The 22047-nt window shown below is 50.5% G+C and carries 20 protein-coding genes; 16 read left to right on the plus strand and 4 right to left on the minus strand.

From position 1 onward, the window contains the following. The first annotated feature begins 128 nt into the window (after nt 1-128). Nucleotides 129-425, plus strand: coding sequence for a WXG100 family type VII secretion target (locus BJR36_RS16340; RefSeq protein WP_091236347.1), 297 nt, complete (start codon nt 129-131; stop codon nt 423-425). Between the two features lie 256 nt (nt 426-681). Here BJR36_RS16340 and BJR36_RS21060 read toward each other — a convergent pair whose 3' ends face one another. After that, nucleotides 682-1083, minus strand: a complete 402-nt coding sequence (locus BJR36_RS21060) for a transposase (protein ID WP_334292929.1) — start codon at nt 1081-1083, stop codon at nt 682-684. 337 nt (nt 1084-1420) lie between these two features. On the opposite strand from BJR36_RS21060, the gene BJR36_RS16350 reads away from it, so the two are divergent. From BJR36_RS16350 to BJR36_RS16385, 8 genes are all read left to right on the plus strand, one after another. Continuing rightward, on the plus strand, nt 1421-2599 hold the full coding sequence (locus tag BJR36_RS16350) for an iron-containing alcohol dehydrogenase (RefSeq protein WP_091236400.1): 1179 nt from the start codon (nt 1421-1423) through the stop codon (nt 2597-2599). A 77-nt stretch (nt 2600-2676) separates the two neighbouring features. Beyond that, nucleotides 2677-4608: a methyl-accepting chemotaxis protein gene (locus BJR36_RS16355; RefSeq protein ID WP_169823754.1), complete on the plus strand. Its 1932-nt coding sequence runs from the start codon at nt 2677-2679 to the stop codon at nt 4606-4608. A gap of 351 nt (nt 4609-4959) precedes the next feature. Next, the gene (locus tag BJR36_RS16360; RefSeq protein ID WP_091236350.1) at nt 4960-5172 is read left to right on the plus strand and encodes a FeoA family protein; all 213 of its coding nucleotides are present in this window, start codon (nt 4960-4962) and stop codon (nt 5170-5172) included. A 136-nt stretch (nt 5173-5308) separates the two neighbouring features. Then, on the plus strand, nt 5309-7402 hold the full coding sequence (gene feoB / locus BJR36_RS16365; RefSeq protein WP_091236352.1) for a ferrous iron transport protein B: 2094 nt from the start codon (nt 5309-5311) through the stop codon (nt 7400-7402). Further along, nucleotides 7399-7551 (plus strand): FeoB-associated Cys-rich membrane protein, encoded by a 153-nt coding sequence (locus BJR36_RS16370; RefSeq protein ID WP_091236354.1) that lies wholly within the window; start codon nt 7399-7401, stop codon nt 7549-7551. Before feoB ends, BJR36_RS16370 begins: the two co-directional genes overlap by 4 nt. A gap of 255 nt (nt 7552-7806) precedes the next feature. Continuing rightward, nucleotides 7807-8652: an aldo/keto reductase gene (locus BJR36_RS16375; RefSeq protein ID WP_091236356.1), complete on the plus strand. Its 846-nt coding sequence runs from the start codon at nt 7807-7809 to the stop codon at nt 8650-8652. Then, the gene (locus BJR36_RS16380) at nt 8610-9005 is read left to right on the plus strand and encodes a DUF503 domain-containing protein (RefSeq protein ID WP_330387969.1); all 396 of its coding nucleotides are present in this window, start codon (nt 8610-8612) and stop codon (nt 9003-9005) included. The genes BJR36_RS16375 and BJR36_RS16380 overlap by 43 nt, the downstream gene beginning before the upstream one ends. Before the next feature lie 41 nt (nt 9006-9046). Then, nucleotides 9047-9580, plus strand: a complete 534-nt coding sequence (locus BJR36_RS16385) for a DNA-deoxyinosine glycosylase (RefSeq protein WP_091236357.1) — start codon at nt 9047-9049, stop codon at nt 9578-9580. A 28-nt stretch (nt 9581-9608) separates the two neighbouring features. Here the strand turns inward: BJR36_RS16385 and BJR36_RS16390 are convergent, their stop codons facing one another. Both BJR36_RS16390 and BJR36_RS16395 read right to left on the minus strand, forming a co-directional pair. Further along, a complete protein-coding gene (locus tag BJR36_RS16390; RefSeq protein ID WP_091236359.1) occupies nt 9609-9980 on the minus strand; it encodes a MerR family transcriptional regulator in 372 nt (123 codons plus the stop codon). Nucleotides 9981-10023: 43 nt separating this feature from the next. Next, nucleotides 10024-11316 (minus strand): MFS transporter, encoded by a 1293-nt coding sequence (locus tag BJR36_RS16395; protein WP_091236361.1) that lies wholly within the window; start codon nt 11314-11316, stop codon nt 10024-10026. A gap of 360 nt (nt 11317-11676) precedes the next feature. On the opposite strand from BJR36_RS16395, the gene glgX reads away from it, so the two are divergent. Next, complete coding sequence (glgX, locus tag BJR36_RS16400; protein ID WP_207648896.1) at nt 11677-13833, plus strand: glycogen debranching protein GlgX; 2157 nt, start codon at nt 11677-11679, stop codon at nt 13831-13833. Here the strand turns inward: glgX and BJR36_RS16405 are convergent. Continuing rightward, the gene (locus BJR36_RS16405; RefSeq protein WP_091236362.1) at nt 13798-14622 is read right to left on the minus strand and encodes a sirohydrochlorin cobaltochelatase; all 825 of its coding nucleotides are present in this window, start codon (nt 14620-14622) and stop codon (nt 13798-13800) included. The two genes, glgX and BJR36_RS16405, sit on opposite strands and share 36 nt — an antisense overlap. A 164-nt stretch (nt 14623-14786) precedes the next feature. On the opposite strand from BJR36_RS16405, the gene hemA reads away from it, so the two are divergent. The 6 genes from hemA (at nt 14787) to hemL (ending at nt 21992) form a co-directional block, all read left to right on the plus strand. Continuing rightward, nucleotides 14787-16007: a glutamyl-tRNA reductase gene (gene hemA / locus BJR36_RS16410; RefSeq protein WP_169823755.1), complete on the plus strand. Its 1221-nt coding sequence runs from the start codon at nt 14787-14789 to the stop codon at nt 16005-16007. Nucleotides 16008-16041: 34 nt separating this feature from the next. Continuing rightward, a complete protein-coding gene (locus BJR36_RS16415; protein WP_091236367.1) occupies nt 16042-16539 on the plus strand; it encodes a precorrin-2 dehydrogenase/sirohydrochlorin ferrochelatase family protein in 498 nt (165 codons plus the stop codon). 52 nt (nt 16540-16591) lie between these two features. Next, nucleotides 16592-17488 carry a hydroxymethylbilane synthase gene (gene hemC / locus BJR36_RS16420; protein WP_091236368.1) on the plus strand — a complete coding sequence of 299 codons (897 nt, stop codon included), beginning with the start codon at nt 16592-16594 and terminating at the stop codon, nt 17486-17488. Then, a complete protein-coding gene (gene cobA / locus BJR36_RS16425) occupies nt 17485-18987 on the plus strand; it encodes a uroporphyrinogen-III C-methyltransferase (RefSeq protein WP_330387970.1) in 1503 nt (500 codons plus the stop codon). The genes hemC and cobA overlap by 4 nt, the downstream gene beginning before the upstream one ends. Before the next feature lie 729 nt (nt 18988-19716). Next, nucleotides 19717-20700, plus strand: coding sequence for a porphobilinogen synthase (gene hemB / locus BJR36_RS16430; RefSeq protein ID WP_091236370.1), 984 nt, complete (start codon nt 19717-19719; stop codon nt 20698-20700). Further along, nucleotides 20700-21992, plus strand: a complete 1293-nt coding sequence (gene hemL, locus BJR36_RS16435; RefSeq protein WP_091236372.1) for a glutamate-1-semialdehyde 2,1-aminomutase — start codon at nt 20700-20702, stop codon at nt 21990-21992. Before hemB ends, hemL begins: the two co-directional genes overlap by 1 nt. Nucleotides 21993-22047: the final 55 nt, after the last annotated feature.

Here is a 22047-nt window from a genome sequence, read left to right on the forward strand (position 1 = left end):
TACTTTGGAAGTACTGAAGGTGTCACCAATTCCAGCAGATATCATAACGCTTGGAGCAGAAGGTTTAAGAAATATCTGGCATGATGCGAAACTAAATAAAATTTTCTATTTTGAAAGGAGACAACAAAATGGCTAGTATTAGAGTCACACCAGAAACACTTGAATCCGAGGGAAATGATCTTATAGGATACGGCGGAGATTTGGCAGATATCCTCAGCAGTATTGATACTAAGATTAACGAAATTATTGAAGGATGGGATGGACTTGCTCAGGATGCATACTTCGACATGTATACATCTATGAAGGAAAGTTTGGATAAATTCCCGGAATTAGTAAATTCTATTGGTGAAGCTACAGTATCTTCAGCACAGGCATTTGCATCTGTTGATGAAGAGTTACAGAGCAGCTTTAAGGGCGCTCTGTAAACAAACTTAACATGACGATAAAAAAATATCGTTAAAAAACTAAATAAGGAATTACATTTTTGCAATCAACATTTTTAGGCTCCAAGTACATATTAGAGGGGAGGAAACAAACCTACTAATATGGAAAGGAGACTAGCTATGAAAAGTCAACCCTAAATTAGCAAAATATTTATATTTTCTTTCTGACCTGAAAATGGCTGACTTTAATAAAGCTCCTCAAAGGTGCTTTTGAAAATCTATATTATCGGTCAGATTGTTAGTCTAAGTTCAAAGGGACGTTGTCAGTCAGAATCTTATAGATAATGCGAACTAACTTACCTGCACAATGTCCAAGAGCATTATAGTGAGTACGTCTTTCAGACATATTCTTATCATAATACAAATGAAATGTCTGATTGTTTCTAACAGCATTAAGAGCTGCATTAACCAATGTATAGCGTGGAGGTCCCGACCCCCGCTTCGACATCTTTGTGTGACTGGCATTAAAGTTTCCTGACTGATAAACAGCAGGATCTAGCCCGGAGAACGCAAGCAGCTTGCAAGGTGTTGGAAATCTAGTAATATCTCCGATTTTACCCGGAATCATGCCGCCATTTATATAGCAAATACCAGGAATGGTCATGATTACAGAATCCAGAGAAAGCATAATCGCGTTCATTTCGGATTCGATTTTATCAACTTGGCTATCCAGTAACTCGATCTGCTCTATGGATTGCTGATTAGAATGACCTCTCCCTCATGGATATCTTACCATCGATTCTCACCTCATAAGAGTTGTGAATGATTCTGTCCATGATAGCTTCTAAGATAGCACTTCCTTTTTCATGGTCTATTTCAGGATTGATTCTGGCGTACCAGTCATCCGTTTCATACTGTGTACAAAAAATAATAGATGCTTTTGGCTAATATAAAAATAAACGAACAAGATTGAACATAAGCAACGCAAGATGCTATAATCAGCTTAGAAGAAAAAATAGTGACGACGGAGGCAAGCGATGAAGAATTTCAGTTATTATGCACCCACCAGGGTGGTTTTTGGGAAGGATGCACAAAATCAGACAGGAGAACTGGTAAAACAGCAGGGATGTAAAAAAGTACTTGTACACTACGGAAGCCAGAGTGCCGAAAAGTCAGGTCTTTTAAAGAGCATATGCGGATCTCTTGATGCGGCAGGAATCGCCTACACGACGCTTGGAGGCGTGGTGCCAAACCCGCGTATCTCCAAGGTTTACGAGGGGATTGCCCTCTGCAGGCAAGAAGGCGTGGACTTTATCCTGGCAGTGGGAGGTGGCAGCGTTATCGATTCGGCGAAAGCCATCGCATACGGCCTGGCTTATGACGGTGACGTGTGGGACTTCTATGCAAAAAAAGCCCAGGCAAGTGCATGCTATCCCCTGGGAGCTGTGTTGACATTGTCTGCTGCGGGAAGCGAAATGAGCGATTCTTCGGTTCTGACAAACGAAGACGGCTGGCTGAAAAGAGGATATAGTTCGGATCTGAGCAGATGCAGGTTTGCCATCATGAATCCGGAATTGACCTATACCCTGCCGGCCTATCAGACAGCAAGCGGCGTGACGGATATTATGATGCACACCATGGAACGGTATTTTACCCATGAAAAAGATACCATGCTGACAGATTCCCTTGCGGAAGGGCTGCTTCGGACGGTCATGTACAGCGGTAAGGATGCTTTGAAAAATCCCATGGACTATAATGCAAGAGCCCAGATCATGTGGGCCGGCAGCCTTTCTCATAACGGTCTTACAGGATGCGGCACAGAGGGAGACTGGGCATGCCACCAGCTTGAGCATGAGCTGGGCGGCATGTTCGACGTTGCCCATGGAGCAGGCCTGGCGGCCGTATGGGGCAGCTGGGCTAGGTACGTGTATCAGGAGGACGTCAGCAGATTCGTCCAGTTTGCTGTAAATGTCATGGGATGCACCAATGATTTTGCCCATCCTGAAAAGACAGCAGTCGCCGGCATCGAGGCGATGGAGGACTATTTCCGCAATATCGGCATGCCTGTATCGCTCAGAGAGCTTGGCATTGAAGCCACGGAAGAGCAGATCAGGGAACTGGCATATAAATGCAGCTACAGGGATACCAGGACAATCGGCGGATTCAAAAAGCTGGACAGGGAAGATATGGAGACGGTTTACCTGATGGCGAGATAGAGAAGCGACACGACACCGTAAATAAAATTCACGCACATGGATCAGATTCTTGTGCAGCAGATGAAAACAGGGAGGTTATGAATTTTATGGTATTTGGGAAGAAAATAAAAAAAGAGGATGCGTATATTGCTGGAAAAATGAAGGCCTGGGATTTCAAGGAGGAACTGCAGGATTTCAATCAGCAGAATATGAGTTATGAAGTGTACCAGAAGTACAGGAATTATTTTACAAGTTTTGTCAGGGAACTGCAGGATGCCGTATCGGTAACGGGAAAACTCGACGGCATCACTTCGGATATCACGCAGATATCCGGCCATGTGAACAAAGCGGCAGAATATATTGCAGATGGCGCAGTGGCGCAGGAAGAAGAGGTAATCCTCTGCATGAGTGTTCTGGATGATTTCGTGAAGCGCATCATGCTTATGGATGACGATTCGAAGCAGACCCTGGAGAATGCAAGGGAGATCGAACGCCAGGGGGACCATGGCAGGAAATCCATAGAGAATCTGGTCCAGAGCCAGGATGTGTTCAAGGATGTCGTAAGGAATATCAGCGAAGAGGTCAGTTCCCTGATGGACAAAAGCAAGAAAATCAACGAGATAACCGATGTGCTCCACGGCATTTCAAAACAGACGAATCTTCTTTCCCTGAATGCTTCCATTGAGGCGGCCCGAGCGGGAGAAGCCGGAAGGGGATTTGCCGTTGTTGCCGAGGAGGTCAGAAAGCTTTCCGAAGAAAGCCGCAAGGCAAGCGAAAATATTAACGTAACGGTCCAGACGATTGCGGGAGAACTTGAAGCGCTTCAGAAACTGATCAGCAAGTCGAAGGAAACCTTTCTGGTGCAGAAGGAAGCGGGAGAGGAAGTTGTGAAGTCCTTCGAAACCATCAGTTCCAGCGTCGGAAGCTTTGTTGAGAGCCAGGTCAGCTACAGCAGCAATGTGGAAGAAATTCTGAAAAGGAAGGATTTGATGGTCACCTCAATTGGCGGAATCGCTTCTGTAATTGCAGAGTCCACTGCTTCCACAGAGGAAGTGGCGACGCTGACCATGGACCAGGTCAATAAGCTGAACCTGATGGTCAGGACGATCAGAAATCTGTCAGACAGAGTATATGCTATGGACAAGATGACCGGAAGCGTGCAGGTGGATATCGTAGAAGAAAAGAAGAAGAGGATTGCCATGGTGTGGGATCTTGATGACCCGTTCTGGAAACCTGCCGAAAAGGAAGCCTATAAGATGGGCAAGGTATTCGAATTAGACATCGAAATTCATGCACCGAAGAAAAGGGGAGAAGAAGGGATACGGCAGATGCTGGGGATTCTGGATAAGATAGAGTCAGGTACCTATGATGGGCTATGTATCTCCCCGATCAATGATAAGAGAGTTGCCGAGCGGATTGCAAGAATCAGCAGAAAAGGTGTGAAAATCGTATTTATCCAGTCTAAATTCGACAATATTGATTATGAATTCCTGATTGGTACTGATTCCATAGCCTGTGGCCATCACGCAGGAAAAGTGATTAAAAAAATCCTGGGAGGAACAGGCGAGATGGCCGTGATCCGATGGGAAAACGGTAAAATCGATGCCATAGAGGACAGGGCATCGGGCTGCATCCAGGAACTGAAAGACTCAGATATCCGGATCCATGAATATCTTGCGCCGGGAGAACCGGATTCAGCGGAAGCCGAGAACTACATCAGACAGTTGCTGGAAAAATATCCGAAAACAAAACTGCTGTTTGCAACAAACGTCGGCTGGGGGCTCAGCTTCGCAAAATACATGAAAAAGCATAATGCCGGTCTTGAGGTCGTTACGGTGGATTATACGGAAGAAATCGCAGAATATATTTCAAAAGGATATATCCAGTCGGCCATTTCCCAGAGGCCTTTTGCCTGGGGCGGAATTTCCATCGAAAAGCTGATGGATGTTTTCGAAGGCAAAACGGTAGAAAGATATATAGATACAGGCACTTACGAGGTCAATCTCAAGAATATGAAGGTGTTTTCGTAGGATACTGAAATGCTGGATAGACGGCGGTGAGCCCGGAAGGAAGGATTTCGAACCGGAAGAAGAGAGAATCGTGTTTGATTAAAGAGAAAAGAAACGGGCATGTGCCTGACGCGAAGCAGCACCGATTAGCCAAAGCTATCCGGTGCTGCTTCGCGTTTTAAAGAGACTTGCGTCCCAGGAGGAATAACGCCGTGCTGGATGTGCAGTCCAGATTATGGAAGTTGAAAAAGAAGCTGCCTGGGTTTTTGAAAAATGAGATTGACACCAGGAAAAAAGTAAGGTATGATACATATAAATGAAAATGATTATCATTTGCAAAACAAAACAAGCAACAAGGAGAGGAGAAATCGTATGCCGCTGTTTAAAGCAAAACCAGGATATACCGGCCATATAAAGGCTGTTTCAGGAAATGAGAAGATCAGAAAATTCTTATTCACATTAGGCTGTTCCGAGGGAGAGGAGATTACCCTTATTTCAATTCTCGCGAACAACTACATCATAAGCGTAAAAGAAAGCAGATATGCAATTGACGGGAAGATGGCTAAGGCAATCGAAATAGCTTAAAAGGAATGGAAGTGGCGAGTCCGCTAAAGCGGCTGAACTCGGCTTGAGTCTGCAAAAGCAGACTTTTTGTTAACACACTTATTGAGAATGACTATTGATTTCAAAATATAGAACATCATAAACAGGAGGAAAGTTCATGAAGATAGCACTGGCGGGAAACCCAAACTCGGGGAAGACCACTTTATTTAATGCAATGACGGGAAAGACAGAATATGTAGGAAACTGGGCCGGAGTAACGGTCGAGAAGAAGGAAGCAGCCCTGAAGCGGGCATTCACCCGTCTGAAGCAGGGCGGAGGAACAGGGTCTGAATGCGGACAGGGAGTGGGAAGATCTTCCCGTGGCGGCAGCAGAATAACCGTAACCGACCTTCCCGGCGCATACTCCATATCCCCGTATACGGGAGAGGAAGCCATCACCAGGGATTTCGTCATGGAAGAGAATCCGGATGTCATTATCAATATCGTAGACTCCGGAAGCCTTGAAAGAAGCCTTTTCTTCACGACCCAGCTGCTGGAGCTCGGCATACCGGTGGTGGTCGCCCTTAACAAGCAGGACATCGTGAGAAAGCGCGGCGACAGCATTGATGCAGAGGCCCTTTCCGGGATGCTGAAATGTGAAGTTGCAGAAATTACAGCCAACGATGGAAAAGGCCTGAAAGAGCTGGTTTCAAAAGCGGTCAGGGCTTCGGAATTCGGAAAACAGGAGGCGCCTGAATTTGCAGGAAGACGTGAAAATGCAGAGGCGGGAATAAAGAAGGGAACAAAGTCATCAGGGAGAGAAGCGGCGGAAAACAGCGCTGAAAGCGAAGACAGGGCAAGACAGGAATACATCAAAAAGATTGTTGCAAAATGTTATGTAAAGAATGCAAAAACAAACAGGATCACTTTTTCCGACAAGGTCGACCGCATCGTCGCCAATACCTATCTGGGGCTTCCTATTTTTGCCCTGATCATGTGGGCGGTATATGCATTTTCCATCAGCGGATTCGGAGGCTTGGTTTCAGGATATATCAACGACACCCTGTTTGGAGCCATTGTCCCTGATGCCGTAAACGGATTTCTGGAAGGCATCGGTGTCCATCCGCTTATGCAAGCTCTGATCGTAGACGGTGCCATCGGAGGCGTGGGAGCGGTGCTGGGATTCATTCCCCTGATTATGGTGCTGTTCTTCTGCCTTGCACTGCTTGAAGACAGCGGCTACATGGCGAGGGTCGCGGTAATCATGGACCGTTATTTCAAACGCATCGGGCTGTCTGGAAAGTCGGTCATTCCCATGATCGTAGGCACAGGCTGCTCGATTCCCGGCGTCATGGCCGCAAGGACAATAGAGGATGAAAATGAGAGGAAAGTAACCACCATGCTTACGCCCTTTGTGCCCTGTGGCGCAAAGCTGCCGGTCATCGCATTGATGGCGGCGGTATTTTTCCCGGGTGCAGCCTGGGTGTTCCCGGGCATGTATGTCATTGCAGGAGTGCTGATTATCATTGGCGGACTGCTCCTGAAGAGGATATTTGGATTTGAAGGTACTTCGACCTTTATTTTTGAGCTTCCGGAATACAAAATTCCAAGTCTGAAGCATGCCTTCAGACAGATGTTCCGCCAGGCAAAAGCTTTCATTATCAAAGCATCCACGATTATTCTTGTGATGAACACCCTCGTGTGGTTCATGCAGACCTACAGCTGGAACCTGAAAGTCGTGGAGGACCAGAGTGCAAGCATCCTGGCGTCAGTGGGAGGAATTCTGGCACCGCTGCTGCTGCCCCTGGGATTCGTGGGATGGCAGATGGCAGCGCCCATCCTTACAGGATTTATCGCAAAGGAAAACGTGGTTGCCACTTTCGCCATCATCCTTGCAGCATCGGATGATGCGCTCCATATGGCAGGAGGTCCCCTTTCGGAACTGTTCACGCCAGTGACAGCCCTGTCCTTCCTTGTATTCAACCTGTTTACGCCGCCGTGTTTTGCCGCAATCGGGGCGATGAATTCAGAGCTTGGCGGTAAAAAATGGCTCAAAAGGGCAGTGCTGTTCCAGCTGGGCGTGGGTTATACCCTTGCCATGCTGGTGACCCAGATTGGGACCCTGGTGGTGTATGGAAAATTTGCAGTTGGTTTCGTACCGGCTGTCATCGTAACAGTTGTGATAGCAGGCCTTGTCCTTTATTTGATCAGGAGGGGCGGAAGGGAATCCGGAAGAGCCGGAGTCTTAGCAGGAGAGGAGAGAGCATTATGATGCCGACGATTATAGTAGGAGTCCTGTTTTTTGCAGCAATAGGATTCGGAGCATACAAATCCATAAAGAGCATGAGGAATAATTCATGCCCCGGCTGTTCAGGAGGCTGCTCGGCGCAGCAGCGGAAAAGCTGCGGAGGCAGACAGTAAAGGAGCTTGTAACTGTTCAGAACCCCTGTCTCGCGAGGTGTTTTTACGCTGATTTTGCATAAAAACCCGAGACATTCGTGCGTCAAATTGCTGATTTTGCAATTTGCGTGCCTCATATGTGACTATGAAGGACGTAGTCCTGAATAGTTACAGGACCCAGGTATAAACGAATAAAGACAGCATCGGATAGCTTTGGCTAATCGGTGCTGTCTTATGTTATAATGTATGAAATAGAAAAGAGCAGGAGGAACCAAAATGGACAAATATTTCACATTATATAACGGGGTACGGATACCGCAGATCGGGTTTGGAACCTTCCGGTCAACGGACGTGAACGGCAGGGAGGTTATTATCGAGGCACTCAGGCAGGGGTACAGGCATCTAGATACGGCAGCCTTTTATTTCAATGAAAGGGAAATCGCACAGGCAGTCGGGGAAGCGGGAATCTCCAGGCAGGAGCTGTTTCTGACATCGAAGGTATGGAAGGAGGAGCTGGGGTACGACAATACCTTAAGGGCATTTGAAAAGTCACTGGACAACCTGGGGACCGACTATCTGGACCTTTATCTCATACACTGGCCGATTTTCGACCTGACCTCCGACTCATGGAGAGAACTTGACAGGGAGACCTGGAAAGCCATGGAGCGCCTCTATGAGGAAGGCAGCATAAAGGCAATCGGCGTGAGCAATTTCCTGCCCCACCATCTGATGAACATTGCGGCGAAAGCGAATCATAAGCCCATGGTGGACCAGCTGGAATACCATCCGGGCTATACCCAGCAGGCCGCAGTGGATTACTGCCAGGCCAACGGAATTCTGGTGGAGGCATGGAGCCCCCTTGGGAGGACAAGGGTCATGAACGAGCCGCTTCTGATTGAGATGTCGGAAAAGTACGGAAAAAGCGTGGCTCAGATCTGTCTGGGCTTTGCCCTTCAGAACGGGATACTTCCGCTGCCAAAAGCATCCTCTGCCGAAAGGATGAAGGCAAATCTTGATGTGTATGATTTTGAAATAAGCGAAGAGGACATGTACCGCATTCTGACGCTGCCTCAGATCGGATGGTCAGGAGAGCACCCGGACAGGGAGCGGATCAGAATTTAGAGAGGATGCTGTTCAGTAGCAGGACTGGGAAGGCCGAAGCCCTGAGCAGTGATTCAGAGAGGATGATTTTTATGGTTACAGGTACTGCAAAAATCACAATGTATGCGCCATGGGTGCACTCGCTAAAGGAAAAGCGCATGATCGTAAAAAGCGTATGCGCAAAGGTGCGAAACAAATTCAACGTTTCCATTTCAGAGGTGGAGGAACAGGACACCCACCAGAGCATCGTCCTGGGGCTGGCCTGCGTCACCGGTGATGCTGCCTTTGCGGACAGAGTCATCGACCATGTTCTGAACTTTATTGAGGAAATCACGGAGGCTGAGATCGTGGATGTCAAAAGGGAACTGCTGTAAAGCAGCGAAGCCACTTTTTTTGTTGGAGGAAGAAAACTGATATGATACATACATTCGAACCTGTCTATAATCAGGAGTCAGAAATATTGATACTGGGCACCTTTCCGTCAGTAAAATCGAGGGAGGGGAACTTCTACTACCATCACCCCAAAAACCGTTTCTGGCAGGTTATGGCGATCCTGCTCGGGGAGCCGGTACCTGGTACCATTGAAGAAAAGAAGGACATGCTGCTCCGTCATCGTGTGGCCATCTGGGACGTGATCTATTCATGCGACATCAAGGGCTCCAGCGACAGCTCCATCCAGAACGTGGTGCCGAATGATATTGCGGGGCTGCTGGAGAAAACAAATATCAGAACCATTTATGCAAATGGCGGCAAGGCATATGAATTGTACGTCAGATACTGCTATGACAGGACGGGAAAAGAAATCGTCAGACTTCCCTCAACAAGCCCTGCGAATGCGGCATATTCACTGGAGAAGCTGGTGGAGTGCTGGAGACCATGTTTTGCATCACTGAGTGATAGCTGGCGAATGTGCAAATTGACGAAGCCGAGGTTTACGATGTGCTTTTGACACTCTAAACGTTCGAGGGAGCTGCGTGCTACCTGTGGAGATGGAAAATGCCGATCTCCTGATAATGGCTGATCTTGTAGTCCACAATCGAAAGACTGTCACGTAAGACGTCCATCTGCTCCAGTATATGCTTCCTGTGTTCCATGAGGAGGGCTTTCCGTTCCTCGCCGGTAGCTTCGCCGTCAAGGCAGAGCTGCATGAATTCTTTGATCGTCTGGATGGACATGCCGGAGTTTTTCAGGCAGCAGATAAGATTGATCCAGTCGATGTCATCCTGGGAAAACTGCCTGATCCCGTTTTCGGAACGCGTCAGAAGCGGAATCAGGCCTTCCCTGTCATAGTACCGGATCGTGTGGGCTGTGAGCCCTGTTTGTTGGGCAACTTGCTTTATGGTATACATTTTTTTTCTCCTTAAAAAATTTGATTTTATTCTGGTATCGTAACTATTCCCCGTCATCAAAATGGTCCAGGACTCCCATCTTCTTCGGCGGCTTCGAATCCCCGTGCTTCACCTGCAGCATCGTGATAAAAGAGAGGATCGAGAATGTCGCGGCATAAGGGAAAAGTGTCCTGTAGGAGAACCTTTCCAGCAGAAAGCCTGACAGGATCGGTGTGACAATTTGCGCCAGCATGGAAAAGGTATAGTACAGACCTGTATATTTCCCCACGTCGCAGCCCCGGCTCATCTCCACGACCATGGGATAAGAGTTGACGTTGATGGAAGCCCATCCTACGCCGGTAAAGGCAAAGATGATATAAATAAGGGGCGAATAGGCTCTGATCAGGACTCCCAAAAGATAGGAAATGGTGATGAGCACAATGCCGATGAGAATAGTCTTTCTTCTGCCGATCAGGGTGGAGACATAGCCGATGGGGATGAAGCATATAGTCGATACGGCGATTGCAATCAGCAGGGCATTTGCATAGCTCCCGCCCTGGAGCCCCCATATGTTGACTGCATATCTTGAGTAGGCGGTTGTAATCGCATTGTAAGCGGTGAACCACAAAAAGATGGACAGCAGAATCATAGCAAGGCTTTTCCGGACCTCCCGCGGCATAGCGGCACCCGGACTTCCCGCACTAGTATTTGTTACCCCGTTTTCCATATCCAGGGCAGTGTTGATCTTTTCATTTTCCTCAGCCAAAGCATTTTCCCGGGTGGTGATGGCAAGGACGGCTACCGCAAGAGCCATAAGCGCACCGACGCAGGCGAACAGAGCCGTATAATCCGGCTTTCCGGTTTTCGGAACCAGGAGGCTGATCATGATAAGGGTGCAGAATCCGCCCATTGTCCCCATCAGGTTTATGATGGCATTTCCCTTGCTCCTCAGTGGTTTCGGCGTCACATCGGGCATCAGGGCAACTGCCGGTGAACGGTATGTTCCCATCGCGACAAGTATCGTGCCGAGGGCAAAGAAGAACAGTATGAAATTCCTGGAGTTGTCAGCAGCAGGAATCAGCTGCAGAAAGGTGATGGAAACTGCGCTGCCCAGTATAATGAAGGGCATGCGTCTTCCCAGTTTTGTATGGGTCCTGTCCGATAAAGCGCCAAAAAGCGGCAGCAAAAATATGCCGAGGACATTGTCCAGAGCCATGACTGCACCTGTTATGGTTTCCTTCAGCCCGAAGGTTTTTGAAAGGATCAGGGGGATAACGGTATCATACAGCTGCCAGAAGGCACAGGTTGAGAAGAAAGCCAGGCCGATCAGGAAGGTTTTTTTATAGTTGAGTTTCATGGCGTTTTCCTCCTCTTAAAAATGGGAATGGAAGCTGCAAAGCCTCTTTTTTTTATTTTATCATTATGGCAGAATGCAGGCAATTGAATATGTGGAAAAAACAAGTCAATACTCTTTGAATGTGGATAATTGTCTATTAAATATTGATGAATGTGGAAATTGTTGATAAAATGTGGATAAAACAGATAGAGAATACAGAAACTAATATTTTTGAAGTTTGTTATTCTGTGACTTGTGGATAATCTTGCTATGTATAAGGGAGCTTTGGAATGAAAACGCCAGGCGGACGGGCAGAGTTCAGGCATGGGACATGTGCGGAAAGAACGGAAAGGAAAGGGTTGGATGGACAATAGGAAGAGGATGTTTGAGAATCAGATCAATGAGGATGACCTTCATAACATATATGTGGAAAATCTGAAGCCTGTCGGGGAGATTGGCGGCTTTCAGGTAAGGCCGGGATTCTATAATGAAGATGGTGCATTCGTGATTCCGGGAGGGGTGAGCTTTACTGTCCATTCCCAGAATGCATATTCCTTTAAACTGGTGCTGTTCAGGAGAGAGGAGACGGAGCCTTATGCGGTGCTTCCATTTCCGGAGAACTACAGGATCGGGAATGTCTGGTCCATGATTGTATTCGGGCTTGATATCGAAGAATTCGAGTATGCCTATCTTGCAGACGGGCCCTACGATCCTGAAAAAGGGCTGATATTCGACAGCACGAAATACCTTCTGGATCCCTATGCAAAGGCAGTGGCAGGTCAGCACAGATGGGGCAGGAAGCCGCAGTATGGCATGCAGTACAGGGCAAGGGTAGTTGCCAGCGACTTCGACTGGGGCGACTCAATGCAGCCCTGCATTCCGGCAGAAGACCTGGTCATCTATGAACTGCATACGAGAGGCTTCACCATCGATCCATCCTCGGGCGTGAAAAATCCGGGAACTTTTGACGGACTAACGGAAAAAATCCCATACCTGCTCGAGCTGGGCGTCAATGCTGTGGAGCTGATGCCTATTTTTGAATTCGACGAGATGCGGGATATCATGGCGGTGGAGGGGCGGGAGCTTTTCGACTACTGGGGGTATAATCCGGTCTGTTTTTTCGCGCCGAATACCAGCTACGTTGCAAGACCGGAGTATAACCGGGAAGGCAGGGAACTGAAGACCCTGATTAAGAAGCTTCATGAAAATGGAATAGAGGTAATCCTGGATGTGGTATTCAACCATACGGCCGAGGGGAATGAGCTGGGTCCCTATATTTCCCTGAAGGGATTTGACAATAATGTGTACTATATGCTGGATCCTGAAGGAAAATACTACAACTTCAGCGGGTGCGGAAACACCCTGAACTGCAACCACCCCATTGTAAAGCGGATGATACTGGAATGTCTCCGCTACTGGGTGGTGGAATACAGGGTCGACGGCTTCCGCTTCGATCTTGCGTCCATTCTCGGCCGTAACGAGGACGGTTCCCCTTTGAGCAATCCGCCCCTGCTGAAGAATCTGGCTTTTGATCCGATCCTGGCCAGGGTGAAGCTGATCGCCGAAGCCTGGGATGCGGGAGGGATGTATCAGGTGGGGACATTCCCTTCCTGGAACAGGTGGTCGGAATGGAACGGAAAATACAGGGATGATATCAGGCGATTCCTGAAGGGCGATGCTGGCCTGGCTCATACAGCCGCCGAGAGGATTGCGGGATCCCGGGATATGTATGAGGATGACCATACAGGATGCGGCGCTTCCGTGAATTTTATCACCTGCCATGACGGATTTACCCTGAACGACCTGTATACATATAACAGGAAGCACAACGAGGCCAACGGCTGGGACAATACGGACGGGGAGAACAGCAACAACAGCTGGAACTGCGGCGTGGAGGGGCCCACGGAGGATAGGGAAATTCTGGAGCTGCGCCGGAGGATGGTGAAAAATGCGGTCCTGGTGCTTTTTTCCAGTCACGGGACACCCATGATCCTGGCCGGGGACGAGTTTGGGAATACCCAGTATGGAAATAACAACGCCTACTGCCAGGACAACAGGATCTCATGGCTCGACTGGAACATGCCAGAGGACAACAGGGACCTTTTCGAGTTCTTCAGAAGGATGATCAGGCTGCGGCGGATGCATCCGGTCATGAGCAGGAAGACCGGGCCTGCCCACTGCGGCTTTCCCCATTTCAGCAGGCACGGCGTGCAGCCATGGCATCTGGATAACTGGGAGGAGACGAGGGTGCTGGGCGTCATGTTTGCAGGCAGGAACCTGGATGATACGGAGGATGACATCGTCTATATCGCAATCAATACCTATTGGGAAAAACAGGAGATGGTTCTGCCGGAACTGCCGGCAGTTCTCGGGTGGCGGGTCGCCGTCGATACATATCAGGCGGAAAGCGGAGCCGAAGGGCAGGACCGGGAGCTGGAATCTGAAAAGGAAATTGAAACGGAAATGCCGGAGGCAGGAGGAGTGCTGGAACTGGGTCCCAGATCAGCAGCCCTTCTGCTCGCTGTCAAAAAGTTCTGAAGCCGGAGCGGTGAACTGGACGGTAAAAAGGCGGTCCAGCAGCATTCGCTGGACAAATCCATAGTCCCCCAGCCCTTTCTGAAGAACAGAAACGGAATATCCATGTGCTTCCAGAATGGATTTCCAGGATCCGGGGCCATCCCCGGCCATATCCCGCCGGGCATGGACACCGGAGACCATCATGAAGGGCGCAAGGATGATCCTGCGTATGCCCCGAATTTCCAGCTCCTCCATAACAGGTTCCAGAGAATGGGAATTCATGGTTTCCAGGAAAATCCTGCAGCCTGGTAATGACCGGAACCTTTCGCTTGTATAGCGATATGCGCCGTTTCCAGATGAACCGGAGCCGTGTCCCATGAAGAGCAGGGCAGTATCGGCGGGCAGGGCGGAAAATTCGCTGAGGATTCCGGTAACCATGTCATCCATGTCCTCCTTTGAGGACAGCAGCGGCAGGGTGTATGCAAAACGGGGGAACCTGTCCCTGAAGGGCAAAATCAGGGCCCTGAATTCCTCGTAAGTAAGGCCGGGAATCAGATGGGCAGACAGCAGGATGACTTCCTCAAAATGTCTGGATTCCAGGGAAGAAAGGATTTCCGTGACAGTGGAAAGAGGGGTACCTGAGGCGGACAGGGAACTGATGATTTTCGGGCTTGTATGGGTTTCGATTACCAAATAGTCAGGGTAACGTTCAGAAATGAGGCTTTTCAGCATGTCAGGTCTGTACGCCGGGCTCTCAGCATGGGCTGTGCCGTGGCCGGCAATGATGATGGCTTTGTTCTTCTCGTCCATAATGGTTCCTCCATTCAATAGCTAAGTTTCCTTCAGTATATCATAATTCATAATGGCAGACTATTTGTACAGTGCAATAGCACTTGATGATTTTGAATGAAAATGATATTGTTTTTGTAACTGCCCAGATCTGGCAATGAGAATAATGAGTTATGGAGAAAATGATGAATATATTAATGATTGGAATAGATTGCGGCAAAGCGTCCATACAGGAAAGGGAGAAATTTTCCCTGACGGTGTCCCAGGGCGCGAAGCTGGGAAAAAGAATCGTGGAGGAGTACGGAGCCTCCGGCTGTGTGATCCTGTCCACCTGCAACAGGACGGAACTCTGGTTTTCCGGGCTGGAAGCATCGCCATGGGAGGTGCTGATTGGAGAAATGGGTTCCAACAGGGAATCATACGGCGGAATGTTTGCGGAACGTTCCGGGAAGGAAGCCGCAGGCTATCTCTTCGAGCTTGCCTGCGGGATGCATTCCCAGATTTTTGGGGAAGACCAGATCCTCACCCAGGTAAAGGCAGCCCTGCAGAACGCCAGGGAAGCCGGGCATACGGACCAGGTCCTTGAAACCCTGTTCCGTCTTGCCATAACCGGTGCAAAGAGGGTGAAGTCAGAGGTAAGGCTGACAAACAGGAATTCCTCGGTTCCCGACAAAGCCCTGGAACTGCTGGAACAGGAAACAGGGGAGCTGGCAGGAAAAAGATGCCTGGTAATCGGAAACGGTGAGATTGGCCAGCTGATGGCGGAAAAGCTCGTGGCCAGCCGATGCAGCGTCACAATGACCCTGAGGCAGTACAGAAAAGCAGAGGTCAGGATACCGGATGGGGTCACTCCCATTGCTTACGACAGAAGGTACAGCGTCATCGGGGAAATGGATTTCATCTTCAGCGGAACCCTGAGTCCCCATCTGACGGTGCGGAAGGAAGATCTTTGCGGGATGGAGGAAAGCAGGACCTACAGGTTCATGGATCTGGCGGTCCCGAGGGACATTGATCCGGAAATCGGGAGCCTGCCCTATGCAAAGGTCTACGATATGGACGACCTGGGTACGGACACCGGCTGCGGAGAAGCAGAGCTGCAGAAATCGGCAGAGATACTGGAAACGTACAGAGAGGAATTTTTTTCCTGGTACAGGGACAGGGACTACAGGAAGGCAGTCCACCATATCGGAACCAGGACCGGAAAGCTTGCGGATGCGAAGCTGACCAGGGAGTACAGGAAGATCCAGATCTCCAGGGAGGATGAAACCGAGCTGAGGAAGAGCATACAGGCCGCGACCCAAAAATCCGTAGAGAAGCTTATGTTTGCGGCGAAGGACCATATGGACGAAGCCCAGTGGCACCAGTGCATAAAGGCTTTTCACAAGGTTTCAGAAGAGATGGAGTGACATCATCCGGCCCGTCAAAGGGCAGGCGGAGCAGATGATACGGGACAGGGCCCGGGAAGCCGGGCAGACAGGAGAGGAAATGGACTATTTTCCAATGTTTGTGGATTTAGAGGATAAGAAGATTGTGGTGGTCGGCGGAGGCACCATCGCAACGCGGAGGGTGGAAGCCCTTTTGAAATTCAGGTGCCGGATCACCCTGGTGGCGCCGGAGATATCCGACGTGCTGCGATCCTGTGCTGACAAGGGGATCCTGGAGTGGAAGCCCGCAGAGTATGAAGCGGAGGACTGCCGGGATGCTTTCTTCATCCTTGCAGCCACCGGAAGCAGGGAGGTAAACCACCGGGTATACCTGGATGCAAAAAAGAGAGGCATCACGGTAAACGTGTGCGACAAAAAGGAAGAATGCGATTTCTATTTTCCCGGGACCATCGTGCAGGACGACGTGGTGATCGGGGTGACGAGCAGCGGCAGCGACCACAGGCTCGCGAAAAAAATCAGGGAAAAAATAGAAGAAGTGCTTTCACTTCTGTAATAGTTTGAAAGGCATTCCGGCAAGCATATGCCGTCTGCCTGAGGAGGTTCGGATGGAAAAGAGGAAAATAATCGTAGGGAGCCGCGACAGCGTGCTGGCTGTGGCGCAGACCAAACTTGTCATGGAAGCCATAAGAAGGGCGAATCCGGGCATTGAGCTGGAGCTGGTGACCAGGAAAACGACGGGGGATATGATTCTTGACAAGACCCTTGACAAGATCGGCGGGAAAGGCCTTTTTGTAAAGGAACTTGACCAGGGCCTCCTGGCAGGGGAAATCGACATCGCCGTGCACAGCCTGAAGGATATGCCCATGGAGGAAAATCCCGAACTGCCCATAGCCGCGTTCTTTATGCGGGGAGACCCAAGGGATGTGCTGGTGATGCCGGCGGGACAGAAGGATCCAGGAACCCTGGACGGGATGGATGCAATCGGCACTTCAAGTGCAAGGCGCCAGCTGCAGATCCGGGACATGTACCCGGAAGCAGGCCTGAAAAGCATCAGGGGGAATATCATAACCCGCCTCGACAAGCTGGACAGGGGGGAATATTCGGCCCTTGTGCTGGCGGCCTCTGGGCTGATGCGGGCAGGACTGGAGGACAGGATCAGCAGGTATTTTTCTCCGGAGGAGATGGTGCCTGCTGCCGGGCAGGGCATCCTTGCGGTGCAGGCAAGGCGGGACCTTGACGTAAGCTTCCTGGAAGCGGTCAATGACAGGAATACGGCCTTTGCGGCTGAGGCGGAGAGAAGCTTTGTGGCGGCCCTGGACGGAGGATGTTCGTCGCCGATTGCCGCCTATGCAACGGTCGACGGAGAAAAGCTGAAGCTCACAGGGCTTTATTTTAACGAGGATACGAAGGAGCATTTGGTGGATTCCATCACAGGAGACAGGACAGAGGCGAAACAGCTGGGGCAGGTCCTGGCAGTAAGGATGAAGGGAGGACTTTCATGATGAACACTGGGAAAGTCTGGCTTGTCGGGGCAGGGCCCTATGACGAAGGGCTGATGACGTTAAAGGGAGCCGATGTTCTGAAAAAGGCGGATGTGGTGGTATATGACAGCCTTGTGGGAACGGGAATCCTGCAGATGATGCCCGAACATGCGAAAAAGATAGATGTTGGAAAAAAGGCCGGGAACCATAAGGTGGTCCAGGAGGAAATCAACAGGATCCTCCTGGAGGAGGCAAAAAAGGGAGGCCGGATCGTGCGTCTGAAGGGCGGCGACCCTTTCCTCTTCGGGCGCGGAGGGGAAGAGTTGGAGCTCCTGCAGGAAAATGGAATTCCCTTCGAGGTGGTGCCGGGCGTCACTTCGGCCATAGCCGTAGCCGCTTATGCCGGGATTCCGGTAACCCACCGGGATTTCACCTCTTCGCTTCATATTATTACCGCTCATAAAAAAAAGGGCAGCAGCGAGCCCGTAGATTTCAGAAGCCTTGCCGCCCTGGGGGATGCCACCCTGGTCTTCCTCATGGGAATCGGCGAGCTTGAGAATATCTGCAGCGGGCTGATGGAAGCCGGCATGCCCCCGGAAACCCCCGCGGCCGTACTTGAAAAAGGAACGTCCCCGAGGCAGCGGAGGGTGGTGGCAGACCTGCTTACCCTTCCTGAAAAAGCCAGGCTTGCGGCAGCAGGAACCCCTGGAATCATCATAGTCGGAAAGGTATGCAGCCTGGCGGAGAAGTTCCACTGGGCCGAGGACCGGATTCTGGGAGGCGCAAGAGTCATCATCACCAGGCCAAAGGCGAAGAATTCGGAGCTGGCGGAGCGCCTCTGTGAACTGGGAGCGGAAGTGATCAAGCTGCCGGCCATACAGACCGCTCCCGTGGATTTTGGAGATGCATGGGAAATGGCAGAGAAGAGAATCGGAGACTACGACTGGATCGTGTTCACCAGCGACGCAGCCGTTGACAGCTTTTTCAGCCATCTGTCCAGAATCAGGCAGGACATCAGAACCCTGGGTGGAATCCGCTTCGCGGCCATCGGAAACGCAACCAGAAAAGCAGTGGAGAGCCATGGAGTACTGGTGGAATACATGCCCGAAAGCTACAATGGAAAGGCACTGGGCGAGGGGCTATCGGGACTTGTCCAAAAGGGCAGGAGAGTCCTTGCCTTTGCCCCGAAGGGAACCAGAAGCGATGCAGTCAGCGTGCTTGAGGAAAAGGGAATCCCCTGCGATATCATCGAAGCCTACGAAACCCTTTATGTGAAAGGTGAAGGCATAGAGCCGGAACCGGATGACCTGGTGGTATTTACCAGCGCTTCTACGGTAAGGGGATTTGCAATGGCCATGGAAGGCCGGGATATTGCCGGGATGAAAGCCGTATGCATCGGAGAGCAGACCGGAAGGGAAGCAGAAGCACACGGGATGGAGATCGCTGTTTCAAAGGAGGCCACCATAGACAGCCTGGTGGACAAGGTTATTGAAGTCAATTTGCAGGGTTTTCGGGAATGAGGACGTCATACAAAACATGTTCATTCGCAACGCGCTCTCGCTTAGATGAAGACGTAGTGGTACGTAAGGCCGCACAATACGCGGCCTAAGTACCAACGTCTTCATAAAGCTGCTCATTGAATCATGTTTTGTATGACTGTGCTGCAGCTGGCGAAGGTGCAAATTGACGAAGCGAGCGTTACAGGAGGACGTGACGTGATGCAATACATGTTCATTCGCAGCGCGCTCTCGCTTAGATTAAGACGTAGTGGTACGTAAGGCCGCAAAGTACGCGGCCTAAGTACCAACGTCTTCATATCATAGGAGAGTCCTATGATATGAAAACCCTTCGGGGGATGTGCAGTCGGGCTTGTGGTATTTGATTGACTATCGTCAATCAGCCCTCCGCACTGCAAAGTGTTTTCGCCTTCAAGTTTTTGGTTAGTGGAGTTCAAGCGGCGAAATCACTTTGTTTTAAAGCTGCTCATTGAATCATGTTTTGCATCACTGCGTGATAGCTGGCGAAGGTGCAAATTGATGAAGCTGAACCTTGTGAGAGAGATTTTGACAGACGAGGTCGTATCTCGATAAAGTCTCGATCTCGCTACTTTATGGTGTTTGTTATAACAAATACAAAGAAACCAATAAATTATATGGTGTCAATAAGCAGTTTTCGTTCATAGTGTAGCGATGGGCGTATGGGAGATTTGACAGGCGGATCAAAATAGAGAGGAAAGAGGGACTTGGAATATGGATATGCTGAACAGACCGAGGCGATTGAGAGGCAGTGCCACAATCAGAAATATGGCGAGGGAGACCAGGATGGACAAATCATCCCTGATCTACCCTGTTTTTGTTAGGGAAGGAGTTGGAATCAGGGAGGAGATCATGTCGATGGAGGGGCAGTTCCGGTATAGCGTGGATATGCTTCCCTATGCCCTTGAGGAGATTGCCCGGTCGGGCGTCGGCAGCGTCATGCTTTTTGGGATTCCGGATGAAAAGGACGAGTGTGGAAGCGGCGCATTCCTGGAGGACGGAATCATCCAGAAGGCACTGCGCAGGGCAAAGCAGGAATGCCCGGAGCTCTGCTATATCACCGACGTGTGCATGTGCGAATACACGTCCCACGGACACTGCGGGATCCTGGACGGGGAAAAGGTGGACAACGACAAGACCCTTCCCTACCTGGCGAAAATTGCCCTGTCCCACGCCCAGGCCGGTGCCGACATGGTGGCGCCTTCTGACATGATGGATGGAAGGGTGCGTGCCATCCGGGAAACCCTGGATACAAACGGCTACATGGACCTGCCGGTCATGGCCTACTCGGCGAAATACGCCTCTTCCTTTTACGGACCATTTAGGGAGGCGGCAGGTTCGGCGCCTTCCTTCGGAGACAGGAAGAGCTATCAGATGGATTATCACAACAGGAAGGAAGCCATGAAGGAGATCCTTGCGGATGTCAGCGAAGGTGCCGATATCGTCATGGTGAAGCCGGCTCTTGCTTATCTCGACATTGTCAGGGAAGCGGCGGACATGGTCAACATCCCCGTAGCGGCCTACAGCGTCAGCGGCGAATATGCCATGATCAAGGCTGCCGCAAAGATGGGCTATATCGGGGAAGAAGCCATGATATGCGAAACGGCCGCCTGCATCTACAGGGCGGGAGCAAATATCCTGCTGACCTACTATGCAAAGGAACTTGCAAAATTCATGGATGAAGGGAGAATCGGATGATGTCAAGATCGGAGCAGCTTTTTGAAAGAGCGGTAACCTGCATACCGGGCGGCGTCAACAGCCCGGTACGTGCATTCAGATCCGTAGGCCTGAATCCAAAGTTCATCAGCAGGGCCGACGGGGCATATATATATGATGTCGACGGAAACCGTTATACGGACTACGTTGGCTCCTGGGGGCCCATGATTCTCGGACACAACAATCAGGAGGTCCGGGAAGCCGTTATCAGGGCGGCGGAAAACGGCCTGAGTTTCGGGGCCGCAACGGAAGCTGAGGTGGAGATGGCGGAGCTGATCTGCAGCCTGGTGCCTTCCATAGAGATGGTCCGCATGGTCAATTCCGGAACAGAGGCAGTCATGAGCGCGATCCGTGCGGCACGAGGATATACGGGAAGGGATAAGATCATCAAATTTGAAGGCTGCTACCATGGCCACAGCGATGCCCTTCTTGTGAAGGCCGGATCGGGAGTCATGACAGCAGGCGTTCCGGACAGCGCGGGAGTGACGGCCGGCTGCACGAAAGACACCCTCAGCGCGGTCTTCAATGATCTTGAAAGCGTGGAAAATCTGTTCAGGGAAAATGACGGAAAAATCGCAGCCCTGATCATCGAGCCGGTCGCTGCAAACATGGGCGTCATTGAGCCGGAGGAAGGATTTTTACAGAAACTCAGGGAACTCTGTACCGACAACGGCACGGTCCTGATTTTCGACGAAGTCATCACGGGATTCAGGCTGCAGACAGACGGAGCCCAGGGCTATTACGGAATCAGGCCGGACCTGACCACCTTCGGAAAGATCATCGGCGGCGGAATGCCGGTGGGCGCCTATGGAGGAAAAAGGGAAATCATGGAATGCGTATCCCCTGTGGGGAATGTCTACCAGGCAGGAACCCTGAGCGGAAACCCCATGGCAATGGCAGCCGGCCTCGCGGAACTGAGGATTCTGAGGGACAACCCGTCCATTTACGGGCACATCAACAGCCTCGGCGACTTGTTGCGCAGATCACTCAGGGATCTCTTTGAAAAGTATGGAAAGAATTACCAGGTGACGGGGACCGGATCCCTGTGCTGCGTATTTTTTACCGGAACCCGGGTGACCGGATACGGAACTGCAAAAACCTCCGACACGGAGGAATTCAGCAGATATTTCAGGTACATGATAGAACACGGAATCTATCTTGCGCCGTCCCAGTTCGAGGCAGTGTTCCTTTCGAATGCGCACACGAAAGAGGATATCGCAGAGATGCTGAATGTGGTGGAAGGGTATCTGAAGGAGGCCGCAACCAGGCCGTAACCAGGCTGTAACCAGGCTATAACCGGGCTGTAACCAGGCTGTAACCGGTCCGGCA

This window comes from Anaerobium acetethylicum (assembly GCF_900096945.1).
GTDB lineage: Bacteria > Bacillota > Clostridia > Lachnospirales > Lachnospiraceae > Anaerobium > Anaerobium acetethylicum.

Bases quoted from the DNA above. Each gene is read 5' to 3' on its own strand.
- BJR36_RS16355 (WP_169823754.1), top strand. From the start codon at position 2,677: ATGAATTTTATGGTATTTGGGAAGAAAATAAAAAAAGAGGATGCGTAT.
- BJR36_RS16350 (WP_091236400.1), top strand. From the start codon at position 1,421: ATGAAGAATTTCAGTTATTATGCACCCACCAGGGTGGTTTTTGGGAAG.
- BJR36_RS16385 (WP_091236357.1), top strand. From the start codon at position 9,047: ATGATACATACATTCGAACCTGTCTATAATCAGGAGTCAGAAATATTG.
- cobA (WP_330387970.1), top strand. From the start codon at position 17,485: ATGATGAACACTGGGAAAGTCTGGCTTGTCGGGGCAGGGCCCTATGAC.
- hemC (WP_091236368.1), top strand. From the start codon at position 16,592: ATGGAAAAGAGGAAAATAATCGTAGGGAGCCGCGACAGCGTGCTGGCT.
- BJR36_RS16340 (WP_091236347.1), top strand. From the start codon at position 129: ATGGCTAGTATTAGAGTCACACCAGAAACACTTGAATCCGAGGGAAAT.
- BJR36_RS16360 (WP_091236350.1), top strand. From the start codon at position 4,960: ATGCCGCTGTTTAAAGCAAAACCAGGATATACCGGCCATATAAAGGCT.
- hemB (WP_091236370.1), top strand. From the start codon at position 19,717: ATGGATATGCTGAACAGACCGAGGCGATTGAGAGGCAGTGCCACAATC.
- BJR36_RS16405 (WP_091236362.1), bottom strand. From the start codon at position 14,622: ATGGACGAGAAGAACAAAGCCATCATCATTGCCGGCCACGGCACAGCC.
- BJR36_RS16380 (WP_330387969.1), top strand. From the start codon at position 8,610: ATGGTCAGGAGAGCACCCGGACAGGGAGCGGATCAGAATTTAGAGAGG.
- BJR36_RS16375 (WP_091236356.1), top strand. From the start codon at position 7,807: ATGGACAAATATTTCACATTATATAACGGGGTACGGATACCGCAGATC.
- BJR36_RS16395 (WP_091236361.1), bottom strand. From the start codon at position 11,316: ATGAAACTCAACTATAAAAAAACCTTCCTGATCGGCCTGGCTTTCTTC.
- BJR36_RS16415 (WP_091236367.1), top strand. From the start codon at position 16,042: ATGATACGGGACAGGGCCCGGGAAGCCGGGCAGACAGGAGAGGAAATG.
- glgX (WP_207648896.1), top strand. From the start codon at position 11,677: ATGTTTGAGAATCAGATCAATGAGGATGACCTTCATAACATATATGTG.
- BJR36_RS16370 (WP_091236354.1), top strand. From the start codon at position 7,399: ATGATGCCGACGATTATAGTAGGAGTCCTGTTTTTTGCAGCAATAGGA.
- BJR36_RS16390 (WP_091236359.1), bottom strand. From the start codon at position 9,980: ATGTATACCATAAAGCAAGTTGCCCAACAAACAGGGCTCACAGCCCAC.
- hemL (WP_091236372.1), top strand. From the start codon at position 20,700: ATGTCAAGATCGGAGCAGCTTTTTGAAAGAGCGGTAACCTGCATACCG.
- BJR36_RS21060 (WP_334292929.1), bottom strand. From the start codon at position 1,083: ATGAACGCGATTATGCTTTCTCTGGATTCTGTAATCATGACCATTCCT.
- feoB (WP_091236352.1), top strand. From the start codon at position 5,309: ATGAAGATAGCACTGGCGGGAAACCCAAACTCGGGGAAGACCACTTTA.
- hemA (WP_169823755.1), top strand. From the start codon at position 14,787: ATGAATATATTAATGATTGGAATAGATTGCGGCAAAGCGTCCATACAG.